Annotated in this window: 21 protein-coding genes; 9 read left to right on the forward strand and 12 right to left on the reverse strand. The window is 61.5% G+C overall.

Annotation, left to right across the window (positions count from 1 at the left end; genetic code table 11):
* The first annotated feature begins 7 nt into the window (after positions 1–7).
* The gene (locus AU074_RS20425) at positions 8–1,438 is read left to right on the forward strand and encodes a serine hydrolase (protein ID WP_076016259.1); all 1,431 of its coding nucleotides are present in this window, start codon (positions 8–10) and stop codon (positions 1,436–1,438) included.
* On the opposite strand, the gene nadE is transcribed toward AU074_RS20425, so the two are convergent.
* From nadE to AU074_RS20440, 3 genes are read right to left on the reverse strand one after another with little or no spacing between them, the layout of a single operon-like run.
* Positions 1,418–2,233, reverse strand: a complete 816-nt coding sequence (gene nadE, locus AU074_RS20430) for an ammonia-dependent NAD(+) synthetase (RefSeq protein ID WP_076016260.1) — start codon at positions 2,231–2,233, stop codon at positions 1,418–1,420. The genes AU074_RS20425 and nadE overlap by 21 nt on opposite strands.
* 1 nt (position 2,234) lies before the next feature.
* Positions 2,235–3,461, reverse strand: a complete 1,227-nt coding sequence (pncB, locus tag AU074_RS20435; RefSeq protein WP_076016261.1) for a nicotinate phosphoribosyltransferase — start codon at positions 3,459–3,461, stop codon at positions 2,235–2,237.
* Positions 3,462–3,471: 10 nt separating this feature from the next.
* Positions 3,472–4,119, reverse strand: a complete 648-nt coding sequence (locus AU074_RS20440; protein ID WP_076016262.1) for a nicotinamidase — start codon at positions 4,117–4,119, stop codon at positions 3,472–3,474.
* A 147-nt stretch (positions 4,120–4,266) separates the two neighbouring features.
* On the opposite strand from AU074_RS20440, the gene AU074_RS20445 reads away from it, so the two are divergent.
* Positions 4,267–4,974, forward strand: coding sequence for an NUDIX hydrolase (locus AU074_RS20445; protein ID WP_076016263.1), 708 nt, complete (start codon positions 4,267–4,269; stop codon positions 4,972–4,974).
* 164 nt (positions 4,975–5,138) lie between these two features.
* Here AU074_RS20445 and AU074_RS20450 read toward each other — a convergent pair whose 3' ends face one another.
* On the reverse strand, positions 5,139–5,912 hold the full coding sequence (locus tag AU074_RS20450; RefSeq protein WP_076016264.1) for an L-iditol 2-dehydrogenase: 774 nt from the start codon (positions 5,910–5,912) through the stop codon (positions 5,139–5,141).
* A 22-nt stretch (positions 5,913–5,934) separates the two neighbouring features.
* Positions 5,935–7,245, reverse strand: a complete 1,311-nt coding sequence (locus AU074_RS20455; protein WP_076016265.1) for a sugar ABC transporter substrate-binding protein — start codon at positions 7,243–7,245, stop codon at positions 5,935–5,937.
* A gap of 214 nt (positions 7,246–7,459) precedes the next feature.
* Between AU074_RS20455 and AU074_RS20460 the strand changes: the two genes are divergently transcribed.
* The gene (locus tag AU074_RS20460; RefSeq protein ID WP_076016266.1) at positions 7,460–8,407 is read left to right on the forward strand and encodes an AraC family transcriptional regulator; all 948 of its coding nucleotides are present in this window, start codon (positions 7,460–7,462) and stop codon (positions 8,405–8,407) included.
* Here AU074_RS20460 and AU074_RS20465 read toward each other — a convergent pair.
* On the reverse strand, positions 8,377–9,186 hold the full coding sequence (locus AU074_RS20465; protein ID WP_076016267.1) for an aminoglycoside phosphotransferase family protein: 810 nt from the start codon (positions 9,184–9,186) through the stop codon (positions 8,377–8,379). The genes AU074_RS20460 and AU074_RS20465 overlap by 31 nt on opposite strands.
* A gap of 224 nt (positions 9,187–9,410) precedes the next feature.
* On the opposite strand from AU074_RS20465, the gene AU074_RS20470 reads away from it, so the two are divergent.
* Both AU074_RS20470 and AU074_RS20475 read left to right on the forward strand, forming a co-directional pair.
* On the forward strand, positions 9,411–10,367 hold the full coding sequence (locus AU074_RS20470; RefSeq protein WP_076016268.1) for a nucleoside-specific channel-forming protein Tsx: 957 nt from the start codon (positions 9,411–9,413) through the stop codon (positions 10,365–10,367).
* A 20-nt stretch (positions 10,368–10,387) separates the two neighbouring features.
* Positions 10,388–11,425, forward strand: coding sequence for a purine nucleoside permease (locus tag AU074_RS20475; RefSeq protein WP_076016269.1), 1,038 nt, complete (start codon positions 10,388–10,390; stop codon positions 11,423–11,425).
* A 126-nt stretch (positions 11,426–11,551) separates the two neighbouring features.
* On the opposite strand, the gene AU074_RS20480 is transcribed toward AU074_RS20475, so the two are convergent.
* From AU074_RS20480 to AU074_RS20490, 3 genes are all read right to left on the reverse strand, one after another.
* The gene (locus tag AU074_RS20480) at positions 11,552–12,511 is read right to left on the reverse strand and encodes a zinc-binding alcohol dehydrogenase family protein (protein ID WP_076016270.1); all 960 of its coding nucleotides are present in this window, start codon (positions 12,509–12,511) and stop codon (positions 11,552–11,554) included.
* 30 nt (positions 12,512–12,541) lie between these two features.
* A complete protein-coding gene (locus AU074_RS20485) occupies positions 12,542–12,715 on the reverse strand; it encodes a DUF1427 family protein (RefSeq protein ID WP_076016271.1) in 174 nt (57 codons plus the stop codon).
* A gap of 89 nt (positions 12,716–12,804) precedes the next feature.
* Positions 12,805–13,569: a helix-turn-helix domain-containing protein gene (locus AU074_RS20490; protein WP_076016272.1), complete on the reverse strand. Its 765-nt coding sequence runs from the start codon at positions 13,567–13,569 to the stop codon at positions 12,805–12,807.
* A gap of 115 nt (positions 13,570–13,684) precedes the next feature.
* Here AU074_RS20490 and AU074_RS20495 point away from each other — a divergent pair, with 115 nt between their 5' ends.
* A complete protein-coding gene (locus AU074_RS20495; RefSeq protein ID WP_076016273.1) occupies positions 13,685–13,927 on the forward strand; it encodes a DUF6555 family protein in 243 nt (80 codons plus the stop codon).
* Positions 13,928–14,059: 132 nt separating this feature from the next.
* Here AU074_RS20495 and AU074_RS20500 read toward each other — a convergent pair whose 3' ends face one another.
* The 3 genes from AU074_RS20500 to AU074_RS20510 form a co-directional block, all read right to left on the reverse strand.
* On the reverse strand, positions 14,060–14,230 hold the full coding sequence (locus AU074_RS20500; RefSeq protein ID WP_076016274.1) for a metallothionein: 171 nt from the start codon (positions 14,228–14,230) through the stop codon (positions 14,060–14,062).
* Positions 14,231–14,322: 92 nt separating this feature from the next.
* Positions 14,323–14,778: a DMT family transporter gene (locus AU074_RS20505; protein WP_003208100.1), complete on the reverse strand. Its 456-nt coding sequence runs from the start codon at positions 14,776–14,778 to the stop codon at positions 14,323–14,325.
* A 4-nt stretch (positions 14,779–14,782) separates the two neighbouring features.
* On the reverse strand, positions 14,783–15,268 hold the full coding sequence (locus tag AU074_RS20510; RefSeq protein ID WP_076016275.1) for a DMT family transporter: 486 nt from the start codon (positions 15,266–15,268) through the stop codon (positions 14,783–14,785).
* A gap of 118 nt (positions 15,269–15,386) precedes the next feature.
* On the opposite strand from AU074_RS20510, the gene AU074_RS20515 reads away from it, so the two are divergent.
* The 3 genes from AU074_RS20515 to AU074_RS20525 all read left to right on the forward strand — a co-directional run bounded on the left by AU074_RS20515 (position 15,387) and on the right by AU074_RS20525 (position 17,203).
* Positions 15,387–16,319, forward strand: a complete 933-nt coding sequence (locus tag AU074_RS20515) for a LysR family transcriptional regulator (RefSeq protein WP_076016276.1) — start codon at positions 15,387–15,389, stop codon at positions 16,317–16,319.
* Positions 16,320–16,457: 138 nt separating this feature from the next.
* Complete coding sequence (locus AU074_RS34595; protein WP_256576938.1) at positions 16,458–16,829, forward strand: type II toxin-antitoxin system Phd/YefM family antitoxin; 372 nt, start codon at positions 16,458–16,460, stop codon at positions 16,827–16,829.
* Positions 16,826–17,203 carry a type II toxin-antitoxin system VapC family toxin gene (locus AU074_RS20525; RefSeq protein ID WP_076016277.1) on the forward strand — a complete coding sequence of 126 codons (378 nt, stop codon included), beginning with the start codon at positions 16,826–16,828 and terminating at the stop codon, positions 17,201–17,203. Before AU074_RS34595 ends, AU074_RS20525 begins: the two co-directional genes overlap by 4 nt.
* The last annotated feature ends 3 nt before the right edge of the window (positions 17,204–17,206 follow it).

The following is a 17,206-nucleotide window of genomic DNA, read 5'->3' on the forward strand; positions in this document are numbered from 1 at the left end:
CCTGTTTATGCCCATGTCCTACGATGGTTTGTCCCGCGCCAGCGCCAGCAGCGTCGGCGTTGACCCCGAGCACCTGATTGCCTTTCTCGATGAAGTGAAAGCCGCCGGCCTCGACCTGCAAGGCCTGATGCTGCACCGCCATGGCCACGTGGTCGCCGAAGGCTGGAGCTGGCCGGTGGACCCGAACGAGCCGCGGGTACTGCACTCGGTGGCCAAAAGCTTCACGGCGTGTGCCATTGGCCTGGCGCTGGATGAAGGCTTGTTGAAGCTGGATGACCGGCTGGTGGAGTTCTTTCCCGAGTTTCTGCCGGCGGATGCCGACCCGCGCCTGGCAGACATGACCGTGGAGCACCTGCTGAGCATGCGCACCGGCCACGCCGCCAACACCTCGGGCGCAGTATGGCGCGGCATCGAGACCAGCTGGATTGCCGAGTTCTTCAAAATCCCGCTGGCCTATGCGCCGGGTACCACCTACGTCTATACGAGTGCGGCCAGCTACATGCTGTCGGCGCTGATCAACAAGGTCACCGGGCAAACCTTGCACGCGTACCTCAAGCCCCGGCTGTTTGTGCCGCTGGACATCCACAATGAAAGCTGGGACATCGGCCCCGATGGCGTGAACCCCGGCGGCAATGGCTTGAAGGCACCGACCTCGGCGATGCTCAAGCTCGGTGTGCTGCATGCACAAGGTGGCGTGTGGCATGGCAAGCAGGTTCTACCGGCGGCCTGGGTTGCAGCGGCCACCCAACCACAAGGCGGGCCGAACAGCCGCTACGGTTATCACTGGATGATGAAACCGGCACACGCCTTCAGCGCGGTCGGGGTGTTTGTGCAGATGGCGATGGTGTTCCGCGAGTACGGTGCAACGCTGGTGGTGATCGGCGGGATGAAGAATTCGGCGGAGCTGATTCCGTTTGTCGAGCGGCATTTTCCGGCGGCGTTTGGCGATGATTGCACGATCAAAGCCGAAGCGGATGCACGGTTGGAGCAACGTCTGGCGAGCATGGCACAGCGGCCTGAGTTGCTTTCAGCGTGTGCAGGGCCGAGAGATTTCACGGGCGTGTATCAGGTAGAGCCCAACGGGCTGGATGTGCAGCAATTGGCGTTCGCCGTCGAAGGCAATGTACTGCGCTTCCAACTGACTGACAGCAAGGCGACTCATGCCCTAGAGGTGGGGATTGATCACTGGATCGCCGGCACCACCAACATGCCGGGCCGGGCGTTGCACCACGGTTATGAATTCAAGGATGCGCAGATCGTTGCCGGCGCGCGCTGGCTGGATACCAGGACGCTGGAGATGACCTGGATCTACCCGCAGACGGCGTTTCGCGACCGGGTAGTGTGCGAGTTTGACGGTGACCGCGTGAGTGTGGCGCGTACGGTCAACGTCAACAGTGCCGGGAAGGAACAGGAAGTCTTAGTCGGGAACAGCCGGTAATGCACGCTTGTGAGCGGTCTTGAGGTAAGCGTTCTCCACAATCGTCCTCACCCGCTCACTCACCGCCTCACCCATCAGATAGCTGTCAATCTCGTCATAGCTGCAGCCATAGGCCAGCTCATCCAGCTTGCCCGGGGCCAGCTCTTCCAGGTCGGCGGTCGGCGCTTTCGTCACCAAGTGCGGTGGCCCGCCGAGGGCGCCGGCCAGCAGGCGCACCTGGGTCTTGGTCAGGGCGGACAGCGGTGCCAGGTCGCAGGCGCCGTCACCGAACTTGGTAAAAAAACCCATCAACGCCTCTGCGCCGTGGTCGGTGCCCACCACCAGGCCGTTATACAAATTCGCCACGGCGTACTGCGCCATCATCCGCGCCCGGGCCTTGACGTTGCCCTTGATAAAGTCGATGCGTTCGGCGCTGGCTTGCGCGGCAGACAGGCTGCCCATCAGCCCGTCGACGCAGGCGGCGATGTTCAGCGTCTCGATCTGGTCCGGCGCGATAAAGTCCAGGGAGGCCTGGGCGTCGCGTTCGTCCGTCTGGGTTTTATAGGGCAGGCGCATGGCGATAAACCGCGCCTCGTAGTCCTCGTTGCGCAGTTGCTCCGCCGCCAGTTGGCACAGGCGCCCGGCGGTCAGTGAGTCGACGCCGCCGCTGATGCCCAGCACCAACGCGTGGCAGCCGGACCGGCGCAACGTGCGCTTGATGAAGTCGATACGCCGTTGCAGCTCAGCGCCCTCGCCACCCTTGCCGAGCAGCCGGTTGATATTCAGTGCGTGTGCGATACGTGCCTGTGTGTGCATGTCACACCCCCAATTGCGGATTGACGTTGCTGACGTTGAACACCTGCGCCGCGTACTGCAGGAACGAGGCGTCTTCGCAGACGTTCTTGATCGGGTCATCGGAGAACTTCACCACCGGCTCGCCATGCACCCGCACCAGTTTCATCACGATGCTCAGCGGTTCTACGCCGTCCACATCGCAGGCCAGGCTGGTGCCCATGCCGAAGCCGAATTTGGCCTTGCCCCGCACGTGCCGCAGGATCGGCAGGCATTTTTCGAAGTTCAGGCCGTCGGAGAACATCAGGTCCTTGGTCATCGGGTCGATGCCCAGCTCCTTGTAGCGGGCCAGCACCTTGTCGGCCCACACGATCGGGTCACCGGAGTCCTGGCGCAAACCGTCGTACAGCTTGGCGAAGTACAGGTCGAAATCCTTGAGGAAAAAGTCGGTGCTGATGCAGTCGGTCAGGGCGATGCCCAACCGGCCACGGTATTCGCGCACCCAGTTTTCCAGCGCCGCGTTCTGGCTTTCCCGCAGCCGGCCCAGTTGCTGGTGCACCATCAGCCATTGGTGAGCCATGGTGCCGATCAGCGGCAAGTCGAATTCGTAGGCCAGGTGCGCGTTGCTGGTGCCGATGAACTGGCCGGGAAAGTCACGGCGCATGATGTCGACCACTTCGCGCTGGGCCTTGAACGACAGCCGGCGGCGGGTGGAAAAGTCCGAGACGCGCAGGTCGGCCAGTTCGTCGCGGGTGAGGTTTTTCTCCAGCCAGTCGAACTTCTGATAAAGCTTGCGGGTGACGTCTTCGAGGGTCACGTCGGGGTATTTGTCGCGGTTGCGCAGCTCGCTGACCAGGGCCAATACCGGCTGTTCGAACATGATGCAGTGCAGCATCGGGCCAACCACGCGAATGTTCAGTTGGCCGTCGATTTCACTGACGTGGATATACCGCAGGTTGAAGCGGAACAGGCCCAGGAAACGCTCGAAATCCGGGGTCAGGTACTCACGGCGCTGGTTGAACAGAAAGCGCAGCTCGCCTTCGCGCATGCTGAGGCCGGCGAGTTTTTCCAGCTCGACCCGCAGCTCGGGAATCAGGTGCCCGAGTTTCTCTTTGGAGCGGACGATGAACTGGTATTCCACATCGACATTCGGGTGCTGGTGCAGCACGGCCTGCATCATGGTGAAGGTGTAGTAGTCGGTGTCCAGCAAACCCTGGATCACACTGTTTTCGTAGTCGTATGCACTTTCCATGAGGTACTCCTTAACGCGCGGCCATCGCGGCCAGTTCTTCCCGATTGCGGGTAATCACAACACCGACTTGTTGCAGATGGTTGACCGCCTGCACGCCGCCGTCCTCGCTGATGCCACGGCACGCCGGCAGGTGCAGGATCACTTCGAAGCCGGCCTTGAGCAGTTGCAAGGCGGTGGTCTTGACGCAGTAATCCAGGGCCAGGCCGCCGACGATCACCCGCTGGACGCCTTGGGCATTGAGGTATTCGATGACGCCGGTGGAGAGTTTATCGTGGAGGTCGTGGTAGCAGGCGCCGTAGGGGTGCAGGTCGGGCTCGACGCCTTTCCAGATGAAGTAGTCGTAGTCATAGGGCGGGGGCAGTTCGTCCAGCAAGGTGAAGCCCTCGGTGCCCGGTACGCAGTGGGCGACCCAGGTGACGTCGGCATGCGCCAGCCCGGTGGGTTGCAGCATCTCGCTGTGGTGTTGCACCACCCAGGGCGCGTGCGGGGTGTGGGCGTCCTTGCTGCCGACACGGCGCCCGGCGAGGCTGGCCATGTAATTGAGCTCGGCGCCAATCTCGTCACCGCCGGCGACCGGCAATTCATTGGGGCACAGTGGCGTGAAGCTCTTCTGGGCGTCGACGTCGAATGAGGCGATAGCGTTCTTAGAGACGGTCATGTGCGTGTTCTCCTGTGGCCTGGATACAAAAGTACACGTCATGTACTTTCATGGCAAGAAACATTTAATTACCTATGCTGGATCGAGTACACGACATCGCCGTTTGATCCGTTAGACTGTGCCCTACCGCTGCCAACAGGACCCGACATGCCAGACCACGCCCCCACCCTTAGCGCTTACCTGCACACCGTCGACTTGTGCGTGCTGTTCTATTGCCGTGCCTCCGGGGAGTTGAAGATCTTGCTCAACCAGCGCGAAGCCGAGCCCTTCGCCGGGCACTGGGCGTTACCGGGCGTGGTAGTGAATGGCGGCGTGCAAGATCTGAGCCTTCAGGATGCCGTGGAGCGGTTGCGGGCCAGTGACAAAGTCGGACTGGCGCTGGCCTGGTATGAGCAAGTGGGGACGGTGGGCGATGCGTTTCGCGATCCGCGGTGCTGGTCGTCGTCAACCTATTACCTGGCGATTGTGGCTGACGAGGTGACGCTGGCTGGGCATCAGCGGTGGTTCTCGCTGGATGCGGTGGCGGCAGGCGCGGTCAAGTTGCCGTTCGATCACAACGCGATTGTGGCGGCGGTACAGGAAAGGCTGTTTTCCAAGTCGCTGTACAGCAGCTTGCCGTTGATGTTTTTAGGCAATGAGTTCAGTGCACCGGAGGCGACCACGATCTTTTCGCTGGTGCTGGCGCGGCCGGTGCTGAAGACCAGTATTCGCCAGCGGTTGCTGAAGTTGACTGACGCCGGCTTTTTGCGGGAGACGGGGCGCAAGAAGCATGGCGAGGGCGGACGGCCGCAGGCGACAGTGGAGAACCTGAAGCCTGGGGCGGTGTACTTCTTTGATCGCAGTTTTGCCGAATAAGACCAAGCACCCTTCCCTGGGCAATGCAGATCAAACTGTGGGAGCGGGCTTGCTCGCGAATGCGGAGTGTCAGTCGCCGGATAGGTTGACTGATACACCGCTTTCGCGAGCAAGCCCGCTCCCACATTTTTTGATCTGCGGTGGTTCAAGGAGATGCGTCCGACTCAATTCATCCAGTTGCCGCCGTCGACGTTGTAGGTCTGGGCAACCACGTAGTCGGCCTCTTTGGACGCGAGGAAAACCGCCATCCCGGTCAAATCCTCCGCCGTGCCCATCCGCCCAAACGGCACCTCTGCCCCCACGCGCTTTTTCTTCTCGCCCAGCGGCAGCCCTTCGTGTTTGGCAAACATCGCGTCCACCCCGTCCCAATGCTCACCGTCCACCACGCCCGGTGCGATGGCGTTCACATTGATCCCTTGCTTGATCAGATTCAGCCCCGCCGACTGCGTGAGGCTGATCACCGCCGCCTTGGTCGCGCAGTACACCGCCACCAGCGCTTCACCCCGGCGCCCGGCCTGGCTGGCCATGTTGATGATCTTGCCGCCATGCCCCTGTTTGATCATCTGCCTGGCCGCCGCCTGCAAGGTGAACAACGTACCGGCGACGTTGATTGAGAACAGCCGGTCGAAGCTGTCGCGGGTGATCTCAGTGATGGGTGCCAGGTCGAACAAGGCGGCGTTGTTGATCAGGATGTCGAGCTTGCCGGCCTGCGCTACCACGGCGGCGATCGCGGCGTCGATGGACGCCTGGTCGGTGACGTCCATCGCCACCGCATAGGCCTTCGGGCCCAGCTCCGTGGCGGTGGCCCGGGCCCGTTCCAGGTTGATATCGGCGATGGCGACGGTGGCGCCTTCGTTGATGTAGGCCTGGGCAAACGCCCGGCCAATGCCTCGGGCGCTGCCGGTGACCAGCGCGCTTTTACCTTCCAGTCGTTTCATGAATGCAGTGTCCCTAAGGTGGTTATTTCGGGTAGCCGGCGCGTTTCATTTCGCGCATCGTGGTGGACTGCGCCTCGGCCAGTGCCTTGTCGACGGTCATGCCGCCGGTGAGCGCCGCCGAAAACAGCTTGCCCACCGAGGTGCCGATGGCCTGGAACTCGGGGATCGTCACGTATTGGATGCCCACGTACGGCACGGGTTTGGCCGACGGGTGCGCCGGGTCGGCGTGTTGCATCATCTGCAAGGTCACCTTGGCAAAAGGCGCAGCGGCCAGGTACGCCGCGTTGTAGGTGGACTGGCGCGTGCCCGGCGGTACGTTGGTGATGCCCTCCTTGTCCGCCACCAGCTGGATGTATTCCTTGGAAGTGGCCCAGGTGATGAAGGCTTTGGCGGCGTCCTTGTGCTTGGAGGTGGCCGGGATCGCCAGGGACCAGGCGTACAGCCACGACGAGCCCTTGTCGGTGACCTCGGTCGGCGCGGCAGCAAAGCCCACGCTGTCGGCGACTTTGCTTTGGGTTTTGTCGGTGGTGAAGGAGCCGGCGACGCTGGCGTCGACCCAGATCGCGCATTTACCGCTGTTGAACAGCGCCAGGGTTTCATTGAAACCGTTGCTGGAAACCCCCGGCGGGCCGTAGTTCTTCAGGGTGCTGACGTAGAAGTTTGCCGCCGCGGTCCATTCCGGGCTCGTCAGCTCGGGTTTCCATTGCTCGTCAAACCAGCGCGCACCAAAGGCGTTGGCCATGGTGCTCAGCAGCGCGACGTTTTCACCCCAGCCAGCCTTGCCCCGCAGGCACATGCCGTATTGGTCCTTGGCGGGCTGGTGTAGCTTGGCGGCAAACTCGCCCAATTGGGTCCAGGTTGGATGTTCCGGCATCGTCAGGCCGGCCTGCTTGAACAGGTCGGTGCGGTAATAAGTGACGGTGCTTTCACCATAGAACGGCAAGGCGTAGAGGGTGTTGTTCACCGACAGGCCCTGGCGCACTGCAGGGAAGATGTCTTCCACGTCATAATCGGCGGGCAGCGGCGTGATCGGTTCCAGCCAGTGCTTGGCGCCCCACAACGGGGTTTCATAGGTGCCGATGGTCAGCACGTCGAATTGGCCGCCCTGAGTCGCGATGTCGGTGGTGAGGCGCTGGCGCAGCACATTTTCTTCGAGCACTACCCAGTTGAGCTTGACCTCGGGGTGCTGCTGTTCGAACACCTTGGACAGGCGTTGCATGCGGATCATGTCACTGTTGTTGACCGTGGCGATGGTCACGGTTTCGGCAGCATGGGCGGCCATCGCGAGTGTGAGGCCGGAGAGCAGGAACAGCGCTTTCGGAATCTTGAACATGGCGGTTTCCACTTATTGTTTTTGTTGTTGACGGCCCGATTACAGCAGCTTGCCCAGGGCCGGACAAACGACTGGCGGATGCCCGGCTGATACTTTTTTAACCGCATCGCGAAGATCAAAAAAGTATCAGCGGCGGGCAAAACCCGGGGTAGCGGCTACTTGGACAAAGGGCGTATTTTGGTGCCATTCCAAAAAGCCCAGAAGGGCCAAGCCCATGCCCGCAAGCCGATCCGCCCTTTTCGAGCAACGCCCCGCCGAGCTGGAAGTGATTCTGGCCGAGCCCGAGCATGGCTTTCGCTGGTACGAACATGACTATCCGTTCGAACTCGCTCGCTGGAACCATCACCCCGAATTCGAAATCCACCTGATCCGCCAGGGCAGCGGCAAGCTGGTGGCGGGCGACTATATCGGCGCATTTGGCGCCGGCCATGTGGCGCTGATCGGCCCCGACCTGCCCCACGACTGGATCGGCGACCTCGCCCCGGGCGAGTACCTGACGGGGCGCGATGTGGTGTTGCAGTTCGACGGTGCCGCGCTGCTGGCCCTGCGCACCACGCTGCCTGAGCTGGGCGACCTGCAAGGCCTGTTTGACCGGGCCCGGCGCGGCCTGGAGTTCACCGGCGAGACGGCACTGAAGGCCGCACAACTGCTGGAATCCATCGGCCCTGCCCAAGGGCTGGCGCGCCTGATTCTGTTCATCCAGCTGCTGCACACCTTGATGCAGGCGCCGTCCGGGGAAGCCCATCGCCTGGCCAGTGCCTGTTACACGCCAAGCCTGGACGCCCGTAGTTCGGAGCGCATTCACAAGGCTTTCGACTACCTGATGACGGAGTTGACCGGCGACCTGCGACTGTCGGTGATCGCCCAGCGCCTGGACATGAGCGAGCCGGGCTTCTCGCGGTTCTTCAAGCGTGTCACCGGCCACGGCTTTATCGACCTGATGCGCAAGTTCCGGGTGCAGCGCGCCTGTCGCTTGTTGCTGCAAAGCGAAATGTCAGTGGCCGATATCTGCTTTGAAGTGGGCTACGCCAACCTCTCCAACTTCAACCGGCACTTTCGCATCGAGATGAACCAGACACCCAGCGAGTATCGAAGGGAAACGGCGATGTACCTGTTCAACCGCAACGGTGATCAGGCGCTGCCGTTTACCAAGGCGCATTGAGCCAGACGCGCCACTTCCAGTTCCCTATCGGCCCGGTGCCGCTGGTCGTCCTCCAGAAACCACGCCGCCGACAAACCGGCGTGCGCCACCACCCATTGCAACAGGCGCTGGCGCTCAAGGCCCGCGGCCCCGGCGATGATCTCGATCTGGCGTGCAAATCGCGCCGGATCGGTGCAAGTGGGCAAATCCGGATTGCAGATCAGGTTCGCGTAGTCATAGCCGCGCTCGCCGGTCACCCGCTTGGGATCAATCGCCAGCCAGCCCCGGGGGCCGAAATCGAGGATGTTGTCGTGGTGCACATCACCGTGCAGCACCACCGGGTCCTGAGGTGAAGCCAGCAGGCTGCGGGCCGTGGCGGCACACTCGCGTATCCGCCCGCCTTTACCCTCAGCGGCGAGCCACAGGGAGCGGAACCAGAGCTCCAATGAGTGCAAGCCCGCCGGTGGCGACGGGCGCGGCGCATGCAACAACGCCACGGTGGCGCAGGCAATGCGGCTGGCTCCATCGTCCTGGCCGTTGAGGGCCATGTGCATCAGCGAACCCGGGCCGGTTGCGCGCTCCATCAGCACCGCATCGCCGTCATGCAAAAACACTCGCGCAGCGCCCTCGCCGGCCCACCAGGTCATCAACTCGCCGCCGAGCTTTTCCTCAGGCTCGCGGGCGATCTTGAGCATCGCCGGCTGCCCGTCCCAGCGCACCGGCAGCAGGTCGCTGCCGGGGGTGATGATGGCGTCACCCTCGGGTGTCAGGTTCCAGCGTTTCAAATAGTGATCGAACATCGGACGACTCCCAGTGCGAGGTCCTGCAGGATGCCACACACGTCTTCATCCGGTCCGTTACGTTTCTGACCAAAAGGCCGACTAAATCGCACTTTTCTCAATTCCTTCATGCAATTGACACAAATTGGTACAACCTGTGCAAACGTTTGCGGAACGAACTTGGCCACCAGGTTCACCTCAACCCGAAGAATCGGGCCACAACCGCGTAAGAACAGGGATTTTCAATGCAACCCACTTCCAGACGGCCCGCGTCGGCCACCCCTTTTGCTGTTTCCCTGCTACTGGCTGCCGTTACGGGAGTACTCAGTGCACCCATTTTGGCGCAGGAAAAACCCTCCGATGACTCAGCACAGGGCGAAACCCTGGCCCCCGAAGCCAGCCCTTCCAAAAAAGGCGTGTATCTGTCGGACTGGTTCAACCAGGACCTGACGGTAATCGGCAGCAAAGACATCAGCTTCGGCCCCAAACCCGCCGATGACGTGTACCTGGAGTACGAATACTTCGGCCGCAAGGGCCCGTTCGAACTGTATGGCTACGTCGACATCCCGAAGATCTTCGGCATCGGCAACAGCAATGACAAAGGCGCGTGGGACCACGGCTCCCCAGTGTTCATGGAGCACGAGCCGCGTATCTCCATTGACTACCTGGCGGGCCGCAGCCTGGCCATCGGGCCGTTCAAAGAGTGGTACGTGGCGTTTGACTGGATCTACGACCACGGCAGCAACAAGGCCAACCGCGCCAACACCTTGTACAGCGGCCTCGGCACCGACATCGAGACCCACTCGCGGGTCAACCTGTCGGCCAACTTCTACGGCCGTTACCAGTGGGAAAACTACGGCGCCAGCAACGAGTATTCGTGGGACGGCTACCGTGCGCAGATGAAATACATCGTGCCCATCGGCAGCTTCGACAATGGTGCGTCGCTGACCTATATCGGCTTCACCAACTACGATTTCGGCTCGGACCTGCACAAAGACAACCCTGCGCGCACCGCCAACTCCCTGGTTGCAACAAACGTGCTGTTGTATTCGTTCACTCACCTGCGTTTCACCCTGGTAGGCCGTTACTTCCACAATGGCGGCAACTGGGAAGACGGCAGCGAGCTGAACTTTGGCGACGGTACTTTCCGCGCCCGCTCCAACGGCTGGGGTTACTACGCCGGTGTGGGCTATCAATTCTGAGTGTGAACAAGGAGCAGTAGATGAAGACCTTTACCCGCCTTTCTATCGCCATCGGCCTGGCCGCCGGGGCGCTGTTGCCGCAGGTCGTGCTGGCTGATGCAGTGGCCCCGATCAAGCCCAAGGTGATGCTGATCACCATGTTCGCCCCTGAGGCGCAGAACTGGATCGACCGCCTGGAGCTCAAGCAGGAAGTACGCGTGCCGGGCTTGTCGGCCGAGTATCCGGTGATTCGCTGCAACACCCAGGACGTGTGCCTGCTGGTCACCGGCATGGGCCAGACCAACGCCGCCGCCTCGACCCTGGCACTGGCGTTGTCGCCCAAGTTCGACCTGCGCCAAAGCTACTTCCTGATTGCCGGGATTGCCGGGATCAACCCGCACCACGGCACCATCGGCACCGCCGCGTGGGCGCATTACCTGGTGGAGTTCGGCACCCAATGGGAGCTGGATTCACGGGACGCGCCGAAGGACTGGCCGACCGGCTACATCGGCATCAATACCAAGGGGCCGAACGAGAAGCCGCCACTGGACTACAAGACCGAGGTGTTCGAGCTCAATCCCAAGTTGCAAGCCAAGGCGTTTGCGCTGTCGCAGAAAGTCGAACTCAGTGAAAGCAAGGAGTCCACGGCCTGGCGCAAACACTATCCCTACGCGCCGGCCAATCAGCCGCCGCAGGTCACCCAGTGCGACACCCTGGCCGGCAATACCTGGTTCTCCGGGACTCGCCTGAGTGAGCGCGCCGAGGTCTGGACCAAGTTGCTGACGGACAATAAAGGTGTGTACTGCACCACCCAGCAGGAAGACAACTCCACCTATGAAGCGTTGCTGCGGGCCAGCCGTGAAGGGTTGGTGGACATCAAGCGCCTGGCGGTGGTGCGGGCCGGTTCCGACTTTGATCGGCCGTATCCGGGCTACAGTGAAGTGGACAACCTGTTGAAGTACGCAGACCAGGGCGGTTTCGTGCCGGCGCTGGAGAACCTGTACCGCACCGGAAATCCGCTGGTACAGGCGATTCTGAAGAACTGGTCGGCGTGGGAAAAAGGCGTTCCCGAAGCCTGAATAAAGATCAAATGTGGGAGCGGGCTTGCTCGCGAATACGGTGTGTCAGCCAATACATTCGGCACTGTTCCACCGCATTCGCGAGCAAGCCCGCTCCCACACAAGCCCGCGCCCACAATGAGCGGGTCAGGGCAGGAAGATCATCTTGTCTGCACTGCCCCGGTTCACTTCCTCAAAGCACTGCACACCTTCAGCCAGCGACACTTCCCGCAAACCGGTCGGCAGCGGCAGCAAATCCTCATCGAAGAACCGCCCGAACTGCTCCAGCATCACCGCGCACTGTTCGCAGTTGTAGAGCAACGAATTGATCCCCACCACCGAACCACCCTTGCGGTACAACGCCAGGGCCGGCAGTTGCACGTGCCCGTCCACCGGCGCGGCAATGATTGCGATACGGCCAAAAGGTGCGAGTGCCGCCACCGCTGCCGGCAACCAGAAGCCGGTGGTGTCAAAGATCACATCGGCGCCGGTATCGAACAGCGCAGTAACCTGCCCTCCCAGCGCTTCCGGCTGGCCCAGTAACAAGCCCTCGAAACCCTGCTCACGCAAGGCCTCGACCTGTTCCGGCCGACGCACCGCCCCAAGCACCTGGGCCCCGCGAATTTTCGCCAGGGCCAAAGCCGCACTGCCCACAGCACCATTGGCACCAATCACCAACAAGCGAGTGCCTTTGCCGACACCGCTGCGCTCAAGGGCATCCCACGCCGTGGTGTACGGTACGCCGAGGCTGGCGGCCTGGGCAAAGCTCAAATGGCTGGGCTTGTGCGCCACGCCCTTGGCCGACACGGTGAGGTACTGGGCGTGGGAACCGTCAGCGAAAAAGCCCAGGTCGCGACCGGTGCCCCAGACTTCCTGGCCGACCAGTTCCTGCGGACCTTCCACCACCACCCCGGCGAAGTCCCGCCCGGGAATGCGTGGCAAGGTGGTGTAGGGAAAACGCCCGAGCACGTTCTTCACATCGCTGGGGTTCAACCCGGCGGCCTTAATCTGCACCAGGACTTCACCGGCCGCCGGCACCGGCGTGGCGACGTCGACGTAAGCAAGGGCGGCGAGATCGCCGGTGGCGGAAAATTGCAGTGCTTTCATGGCCAATATCCATCGAGGTTAAAAAGGGTTTCAGGACAACCAGGCGCTGACCATCTGCCGGCCCATGGGCCAGAGCTTCTCTCCCATCAACATGCCCATCAGCCCGACCAGGGCGATGGCAGGAGGCGCGGGCGAGCGAAAGTCCAGGGCACCGTAAATCACGCCGACCGACAGGCCGATGGCCAGGGAAATCAGGTAATTCATGGAACACTCCGCAGCAAGGGTTGATGCGGGCAGTGTAGGGAAGCCAAATCCGAAGCATCGGCCAACTGCTTCAGGATTTCGGCCAAGCCTCAGACGGGATACTGCGACGGCGCCATCCCCAGTTCGCGGCGAAACATGTCGCTGAAACTGCTCGGCGAATACCCCAGGGAACGGGCGATAGCGCTGACCGGCTGGCCCTGGATCAACTCGGCCACGGCGGTGGCCAACTGCACCTGGCGGCGCCACTCGGCAAAGCCCATACCCAGGCTGTTCTGAAACAGCCTGGCCAACGTACGCACGCTGGCACCGGCCGCTTCGGCATGCTGTTCAAAAGGAATATCCAGGGAGGGTGACGCCATTACCGCCTGACAGGCACTCGTCAGGCGTCGATCGGCGCCCACGGGCAAGGCGATACGGATCGGCGAGCGTCGGGCCCGCTGCAGTTCCAGCAGGGCCAGGCCAACCACGGCCTCGTAGTAGGCCTGGTCACCCTGGTCGCCCTGCTCCACCAGCGCCACGATCAGTTCGCGAAGCAGCCCGCCGACCTCGATCACTTGCACTTGGCTGTCCAGGGTCGCCGCCAGCGCCGGGCGCAGGTAGATGTTGCGCATCTGCAAGTCCGACACCACGCGTATCCCGTGCTCGACACCCGGCGGCAGCCAAACCGCGCGCTGGGGCGGCACCACCAACGCTTCCTGGGGTGTCTCGACCCACATCACGCCGCTCATGGCATAGAGCAACTGGCCCCAATCATGTTGATGGGGCTCGATGTACAACCCGCGCGGGTAAGTGCGCGCCAAAGGTTGCACGGGGACGGCGTGATCACTGAGGTCGGGCGGCGCGGCGAGGGCCATGGAGGGCACATCATTCAGGGCGGAGAGCCATGATAAGACCTGCGGCGGATAATCCGAGTGAATTTTTACCGCGTCAGGAGGGTCACTTAAAGACACAGGGAGGGTTAACGGGTCCATGACTAACGCAAAACTTTTCGTGATCGACTACACGCTGCATGGCCAGCCCAAGTCGTTCATCATCCGTCTGGAAAAACTCGACAACGCCGAAGCCTGGCATTGGGCAAGTTGCGATGCCGGCGTAGGCCGTATCGGGCGCTTTGCCCGGGAGCAGGTGAAGAAGACGAGCCAGCCCCAGGCCGAGAAATTCGGTATCGAAAACGTGCAGTGGCGCCGCTCGGATGCGCGCTCCACTGCCTGAAAACTACCTGAAAACTGTAGGAGCGAGCGTGCTCGCGAAGGTCGTTAACGATAACGCGGGGCATTTGGTGCCCCGCGCCGCTCTCGGTTTTTTCGCGAGCAAGCTCGCTCCTACAGGTACAGGTCGTTCGCGTTAGCCGTGGGCGGACTTGGCGCATTCGCATCCGGTCGCCGATGCACAAGGCTCACCATGGGCATGATGCTCGGCGCAGCCTTGGCAGCAGTACCCCTTGCCATCCTTCATCACTGCGGTTTTCCCCAACTGGCAGTTGCAGTGAGGGCAGGCGCATGTTTTCTCTTGCATGGTCAGACTCCTTTTTCGTGGTCGTCCAGGTGTGGCGAACGCCGGCACCTCAAGCAGTGACTATAGGCAATGATTCAAGGTTCAAAGGCCCTTCAGTCAGCCCGACGAGCGTTGCTGCGATACATGAACACCAGGGCCAGCGCCAGGCAGAGCATCGCCACGATCCGGCTGCCGGACAGTTCGATCGCCGGGTTGCCGAGCCAGCCAAAGTTGTCGATCAGCATGCCCATGCCCAACTGCCCCACAATCACCGCCACCGTCGCCACCGCCGTGCCCACAATCGGTACCGCGCCGACCATCACCATCATGTACACCACCCCGAACAACGCGCCGGTCAGTTGCCATTTCGGCACGTCCAGCAGGCTGACGGCGTGGGCTGGCTCGAAGAACAGAATCAGCAAGCCCGTACTGATCGCGCCCACCACAAAGGTCAGCAGACTGCTGCGCAATACGCCCACCGCCTGCCCGAGACGGCCGTTGATGGCGGCCTGCACACTCAATACCGCACCGGCGGCCACGACCAACACCAACAATAGAATCAGGTTCATCGACTTAACCTCGCGCAATCAGAACAAGTGCCACCACAATCAACGCCAGTGCAATCCAGCGCTCAACATTGACCCGCTTGCGGGCGGTGCCGAACCAGCCGAAATGGTCGATCAACACGCTTTTGCCTACCTGGCCCGACAAGATCGCAATCATGGTCATCGCGATGCCGATATGTGGCGTAGCCAGGGTCAACACCACCACGTACATCGGCCCCAGGAAGCCGCCGATCAGTTGCCAGCGCGGCAGGTCGGTCAACGCCGGGCCCTTTTGCGGGCCGCTGAACAGCAACAGCAAAAACAGGATCGCCGAGCCGACGCCGAAGATACTCAAGGTCGCCCACAAGTGGCCGACCTGCACACCCAGCGGGCCCAGCAAGCCGGCCTCCACCGACAAGCCCATGCCGGCGAAAATCACCAGCGGCAATAGCAACAACCGAAGAAACGTCTTGGGCCTGGCCTGAGCCACACCCGCCACTGAAGAAGCCTGCATACATCACCTGCGCGTTAGGGAGAGGAACAATGGCGCGCATTATCCGGTGGCACTGCTGTGCGATAAATGGGAGCATGCCGACAACACCTTTGCGTAATTCGCACAGCAAGGAGTCATGATGCAGGGCTTGAACGAACTGAGTTTCAAGGCGCTTCGCCTGTTTGTCGCGGTACTGGATTACGGCAGCTTCTCCGAAGTCGCACGCCGTGAAGGGCTGGCGCCCTCCTCCATTTCCCGGCAAATCCAGTTGATGGAGCAGGCCTTGGGCCAACAGTTGCTGTACCGCCATACGCGCGCGGTCAGCCCTACCGAAGCAGGCCGCCTGCTGGGGCATCATGCGCGGTTGATGCTGGAGCAACTGGAAGTCGCCGGTCAGGCATTGCAGGAACAGGAAAACGAACCCAGTGGCCTGGTGCGTATCAATGCGCCGATGGTGTTTGGCCAGCGCCATCTGTCGCCGTGGCTCGGGGAGTTGTGCCGGCGGTATCCGAAGCTGCAACTGGATATCCAGCAAACCGACACCTACGTCGACCCGTTGCAAGACGGCACCGACCTGCTGTTTCGCATTGGCGTGCTGAACGATTCCGGCATGCAGGCGCGAATCTTCGCGCCCCAGCGCTTTCGCCTGGCTGCCAGCCCTGGCTACCTGGAGCGCTTCGGAACCCCCCGGCATCCAGACGAACTGGTGAACCACCAATGCCTGGCCTACAAGGGCGTCACCGGCCAACAACGCTGGTTCTTCCGCCGCGACCAGGACGACTGGACGTCCTACAGCGTCAAGGGCCCGATCACCGGTAACCACGCCGACACCCTGACCCACGCCGCCGAGCAGGGCCTGGGGCTGGTGGTGTTTCCATCCTGGTTGATCGGCGAAGGGCTGCGTGCCGGCACGCTGCAGGCGGTGCTGACCGACTATGAAGTGGCGACGACCCTGGAGCCGCAACAGATTGCGGCGCTGTGGCCGGGCAGTCGGCGGCTGTCGTTGAAGGTGCGGACGGTGATCGACTACTTCGTCGAGTGTTTTGGGGCCGTGCCGTACTGGGACCGTTGAGTAACCGTGGGAAACTATTCGGCCCGCACTGTCGGGAAAAGTCTCCCCTTAAGTAAGTCCGATCTGATTTTCCAAAACATGGGTCAAAAACCTCTTGCACTCGGGCAGACTTCGACGAATTCCTTCAGGAGAGACGTCATGGATGCCAGTCATTACCCGTTCGGAAACCTACAATCGTCCCTGCAAAAATCACCTTCCACCAGCAGTCGGTTGATCTTTGCCTGCTTACGAAATTTTGGCTATATTTGGCCAAAACCTCGGGAAGACCAAATGATTACCGTACCGTTGGGTGAAGCAAAAAATAATTTATCAAAACTGGTCGATGATGCCGCCGCCGGCCAAATCATCACCATAGCCAAGCATGGGCGCGCGATGGCTCGCCTTGTTCCTGTCGGGAAACCGACAGGCCGGCGAATCGGCGCAATGAAGGGCAAACTGGTGGTGCCGGATGACTTTGATGCGCCATTGCCAGACGACATGCTGGATGCGTTTGAGGGAAACCACCCATGAGAATACTGCTGGATACCCACATCCTGCTTTGGGCCCTGAGCGATGATCCAAAACTGTCAGCGAAGGCCAGAAAGCTGATCGAGAACGCGGCTGAAATTTACGTCAGTGCCGCCACATTCTGGGAGCTGGCGATAAAGGTCGGGCTCGGGAAGCTCAACGTCAACCTGGACGAAATTCGCGAATACTGCCTGGAAAGCGGCTACGTGGAACTGCCCATAACCCCGGAGCACGCCATCGCGGTCAAGGACCTTGAACACCATCACAGGGACCCGTTTGATAGGCTCATCATTGCGACGGCTATCATTGAGCCGATGAAGTTAGTGACCTCCGACCCAATAGTGGCGAAATACACATCATTGGCCGTCTTGACGTAAATC

The organism is Pseudomonas sp. ATCC PTA-122608 (assembly GCF_001952855.1).
Taxonomy (GTDB): Bacteria; Pseudomonadota; Gammaproteobacteria; order Pseudomonadales; family Pseudomonadaceae; genus Aquipseudomonas.

Bases quoted from the DNA above. Each gene is read 5' to 3' on its own strand.
- AU074_RS20445 (WP_076016263.1), top strand. From the start codon at position 4,267: ATGCCAGACCACGCCCCCACCCTTAGCGCTTACCTGCACACCGTCGAC.
- AU074_RS20510 (WP_076016275.1), bottom strand. From the start codon at position 15,268: ATGCAGGCTTCTTCAGTGGCGGGTGTGGCTCAGGCCAGGCCCAAGACG.
- AU074_RS20465 (WP_076016267.1), bottom strand. From the start codon at position 9,186: ATGTTCGATCACTATTTGAAACGCTGGAACCTGACACCCGAGGGTGAC.
- AU074_RS20480 (WP_076016270.1), bottom strand. From the start codon at position 12,511: ATGAAAGCACTGCAATTTTCCGCCACCGGCGATCTCGCCGCCCTTGCT.
- AU074_RS34595 (WP_256576938.1), top strand. From the start codon at position 16,458: ATGGATGCCAGTCATTACCCGTTCGGAAACCTACAATCGTCCCTGCAA.
- nadE (WP_076016260.1), bottom strand. From the start codon at position 2,233: ATGCACACACAGGCACGTATCGCACACGCACTGAATATCAACCGGCTG.
- AU074_RS20425 (WP_076016259.1), top strand. From the start codon at position 8: ATGCCCATGTCCTACGATGGTTTGTCCCGCGCCAGCGCCAGCAGCGTC.
- AU074_RS20450 (WP_076016264.1), bottom strand. From the start codon at position 5,912: ATGAAACGACTGGAAGGTAAAAGCGCGCTGGTCACCGGCAGCGCCCGA.
- AU074_RS20505 (WP_003208100.1), bottom strand. From the start codon at position 14,778: ATGAACCTGATTCTATTGTTGGTGTTGGTCGTGGCCGCCGGTGCGGTA.
- AU074_RS20485 (WP_076016271.1), bottom strand. From the start codon at position 12,715: ATGAATTACCTGATTTCCCTGGCCATCGGCCTGTCGGTCGGCGTGATT.
- AU074_RS20470 (WP_076016268.1), top strand. From the start codon at position 9,411: ATGCAACCCACTTCCAGACGGCCCGCGTCGGCCACCCCTTTTGCTGTT.
- AU074_RS20515 (WP_076016276.1), top strand. From the start codon at position 15,387: ATGCAGGGCTTGAACGAACTGAGTTTCAAGGCGCTTCGCCTGTTTGTC.
- AU074_RS20455 (WP_076016265.1), bottom strand. From the start codon at position 7,245: ATGTTCAAGATTCCGAAAGCGCTGTTCCTGCTCTCCGGCCTCACACTC.
- AU074_RS20500 (WP_076016274.1), bottom strand. From the start codon at position 14,230: ATGCAAGAGAAAACATGCGCCTGCCCTCACTGCAACTGCCAGTTGGGG.
- AU074_RS20460 (WP_076016266.1), top strand. From the start codon at position 7,460: ATGCCCGCAAGCCGATCCGCCCTTTTCGAGCAACGCCCCGCCGAGCTG.
- AU074_RS20525 (WP_076016277.1), top strand. From the start codon at position 16,826: ATGAGAATACTGCTGGATACCCACATCCTGCTTTGGGCCCTGAGCGAT.
- pncB (WP_076016261.1), bottom strand. From the start codon at position 3,461: ATGGAAAGTGCATACGACTACGAAAACAGTGTGATCCAGGGTTTGCTG.
- AU074_RS20490 (WP_076016272.1), bottom strand. From the start codon at position 13,569: ATGGCCCTCGCCGCGCCGCCCGACCTCAGTGATCACGCCGTCCCCGTG.
- AU074_RS20495 (WP_076016273.1), top strand. From the start codon at position 13,685: ATGACTAACGCAAAACTTTTCGTGATCGACTACACGCTGCATGGCCAG.
- AU074_RS20440 (WP_076016262.1), bottom strand. From the start codon at position 4,119: ATGACCGTCTCTAAGAACGCTATCGCCTCATTCGACGTCGACGCCCAG.
- AU074_RS20475 (WP_076016269.1), top strand. From the start codon at position 10,388: ATGAAGACCTTTACCCGCCTTTCTATCGCCATCGGCCTGGCCGCCGGG.